The sequence below is a fragment of the Mesorhizobium sp. M7A.F.Ca.CA.002.09.1.1 genome (genome assembly GCF_003998555.1).
GTDB classification, from domain to species: Bacteria; Pseudomonadota; Alphaproteobacteria; order Rhizobiales; family Rhizobiaceae; genus Mesorhizobium; species Mesorhizobium ciceri.
This window is the reverse complement of sequence record NZ_RZRR01000683.1, coordinates 1-3,129: the sequence shown is the minus strand read 5'-3', so window position 1 is coordinate 3,129 and position 3,129 is coordinate 1. Positions and strand designations below refer to the sequence as shown.

Here is a 3,129-nt window from a genome sequence, read left to right as displayed (position 1 = left end):
GGCTATGCCGAGCTCGCCAAATACGGGCTCATCGACCGGCCGGAATTTTTCGCCTGGCTGGAAAAGAATTGGGTCCAGGTTTTTGCCGGCGGGCCGGAGAGGGCGCAGGCGATTGCCGAAGCCTGCCGCGCCAAGGCCGACGTGGTTGCGCGTGACGAGTTCGAGACCGGCGACCGCGCGCTGCTCAATCTCGGCCACACATTCGGCCACGCGCTGGAAGCCGCCACCCAATATGACGGAAGCCGCCTCGTCCATGGCGAAGGGGTCGCCATCGGCATGGCGCTGGCCTACCGGTTCTCGTCGCGGCTCAATCTGGCCAGCCCCGACGATGCCGCGCGCGTCGAGGCGCATCTGCGCGCCGTCGGCCTGCCCTGGCGAATAGCCGACATCCCGGGCGATCTGCCTGACGCCGAGGCGCTGCTTGCCTTTATCACCCAGGACAAGAAGGTGTCGCGCGGCGCGCTGACCTTCATCCTGACGCGCGGCGTCGGCCAGGCTTTCATTGCCAAGGATGTTCCGGCATCGGAAGTGCTGTCGTTTCTGAGGGAGAACCACCCAAAGGAAAGCGACCGGAGATGAACGAGCCCGGCTGGATCGTTGTCGCCGTCCTTGCCATCCTCATCGTGCTGCTCGTTGCCGTGCGCACGCGCCTGCTTGCCATATTCGGGTACGAGCTTTCACGCATCGAGCCGCAGCGCTCCAGCCAGGACGAATTGCGCGGCGCGGTCGACGATTTCCGCCGCGACGGCCAGGTGGTGCGCGAGGATCGCGACCGCGTCGGCGGCCTGTTCGATCTCGCCGAGCTCGAAGTCTCCGACATCATGGTCCACCGCACCAACATGCGCTCGGTCAATGCCGACAATGCGCCGGAAGCGGTGGTGCGCGAGATTTTGCAAAGCCCGCACACCCGCATGCCGCTGTGGAAAGGCTCGCTCGACAACATCGTCGGCGTGCTGCATGCAAAGGATCTGCTGCGCGCCTTGAACGAAGTCGGCAACGATTTCTCCAGGATCGACGTCATGAAGATCGCTTCGAAACCCTGGTTCGTGCCCGACACCACGACCTTGCAGGAACAGCTCAACGCCTTCCTTCGCCGCAAGGCGCATTTCGCCGTCGTCGTCGACGAATATGGCGAGGTCGAAGGGCTGGTGACGCTGGAGGACATTATCGAGGAGATCGTCGGCGAGATCGCCGACGAGCACGATGTCGACATACAGGGCGTCAAGCAGGAGGCCGACGGCTCCGTGGTCGTCGACGGTACGGTGCCGATCCGTGACCTCAACCGGGCTCTCGACTGGAACCTGCCGGATGAGGAGGCAACCACCATTGCCGGCCTCGTCATCCACGAGACGCAATCGATCCCCGAGGAGAAGCAGGCTTTTACGTTCCACGGCAAGCGCTTCATCGTCATGAAACGCGACAAGAACCGGATCGCAAGGCTGAGGATCAGGCCAGCCGGCGACGCCTGATGTGCGCCGGGAGACCGGGTGCCGTCATCCCGCGATCTGGCTCGTCGAGCGTTCGTGGATCGTCGCGCCGGTCTCGGCATCCATGGCCGCCAGGCTGACTTCATAACCCCAAAGCCTGCGGATGTGACGAAGCGTGGCGTCGCGGCTGGCATCCTCGAGAAGGATGCCGTCATTGACCTTGTGCTGCAGCCGCAAATGGCGGTCGCCGAGCAGATCGACATCCACCACCTGAATGTCCGGCCGGTTCGCGCCGAGATCATAACTGTTGGCGAGCGCGGCGCGTATCTTGGCGTAGCCGCGCTCATCGTGGATGGACGCGACCAGGCAATGCGGCTGGTCGGCAGCGTCGCCGAGCACAAAAAACCGCCATTTCCGGATCAAGGCAGGGCTGAGGTACTGGCGGATGAAGGATTCGTCGCGATGCTCGGCCCAGGCGTCCAGCAGGACCTCGCGCCAGTTGCCCTGGCCGGCCATGTCGGGGAACCAATCGCGGTCCTCGGCCGTGGGTTCGGTCGAGATGCGCTGAATGTCCTGCATCATGTCGAGGCCGAGAGCATAGGGGTTGATGCCTGAAAAACGCGGATCGTCGAAGGCCGGCTGGAAGACCACGTTGGAATGATTGCGCAGGATTTCGAGCATGGCGCCTTCGCTGATCTGGCCGCGGTCGAACAGCATGTTCATCAGCGTATAGTGCACGAAAGTGGCACAACCTTCGTTCATCACCTGTGTCTGCCGTTGCGGGTAAAAATATTGCGCGATGACACGAACGATCCTGATGATCTCGCGCTGCCAGGTCTCCAGTACTGGGCTGTTCTTTTCCAGGAAATAGAGCAGGTTTTCCTCGGGCAGATTGAGCGATTTCTTCCACTCTGGGTCCTGGCCCTTGTCGTTGGCCGCTTGCTGCGAGGCCGGCAGCGTACGCCACAAGTCGTTGTAGGAGCGCTCCTCGTATTCGAGACGCTCGCGAATTCCTTCGCGTTGCCGTTCCGACGACAACCTCGGCGGCCGGTGATAGCGAAACACGCCCTGATCCATCAGCGCGTGGGCGGAATCGAGAACAGCTTCGACGGCGGCGAGGCCGTGCCGCTCCTCGCAGCGGACTATGTAGCCCTTGGCGAAGTCCAGGTAGCTGAGGATCGCACCCGCATCCGTCCACTGTTTGAACAGCTGATTGTTCTTGAAGAAATGATTGTGCCCGAGCGCTGCGTGGGCCGTCACCAGGGCCTGCAGGGCCATGGTGTTTTCCTCCATCAGATAGACGATGCAGGGATTGGAATTGATGACCAGTTCATAGGCAAGCCCCCGCCCGCCCTTGCGATAGAGCAAATCCTGGTGGAGGAAATGTTTGCCGAAAGACCAGTGACGGTACATCAATGGCATGCCGATGGACGAATAGGCGTCGAGCATCTGCTGCGACGAGATGATCTCCATCTGAACGGGATAGGTGTCCAGATGAAGCTCTTCGACCGCGAGTGCCTCGATAGCGTCATAGGCCCGCGACAATGTTTTGAAATCCCAGTCGGACCCTGAAAAAAGCAGGCTGGATTTGCTCGCTTGTCTGGCCATCGGGAACCCTCATGCCCTCTTGAGGGCGGCCGGTTGCCTGCCGAAGAGCTGGCGAAAAACCGGATAGATATCGGCGGGTGTGGCGATGCGGCTC

General features: G+C 61.8%; 2 protein-coding genes and 1 pseudogene. 2 read left to right on the top strand and 1 reads right to left on the bottom strand.

The features are described 5' to 3' along the window. Positions 1–579, top strand: a pseudogene (locus EN994_RS24435) (3-dehydroquinate synthase); the annotation flags it as partial. Beyond that, the gene (locus tag EN994_RS24430) at positions 576–1,469 is read left to right on the top strand and encodes an HlyC/CorC family transporter (protein WP_063169113.1); all 894 of its coding nucleotides are present in this window, start codon (positions 576–578) and stop codon (positions 1,467–1,469) included. The pseudogene EN994_RS24435 and the gene EN994_RS24430, both read left to right, overlap by 4 nt. Before the next feature lie 24 nt (positions 1,470–1,493). Here the strand turns inward: EN994_RS24430 and EN994_RS24425 are convergent, their stop codons facing one another. Next, positions 1,494–3,035, bottom strand: coding sequence for a SpoVR family protein (locus tag EN994_RS24425; protein ID WP_127307865.1), 1,542 nt, complete (start codon positions 3,033–3,035; stop codon positions 1,494–1,496). Positions 3,036–3,129: the final 94 nt, after the last annotated feature.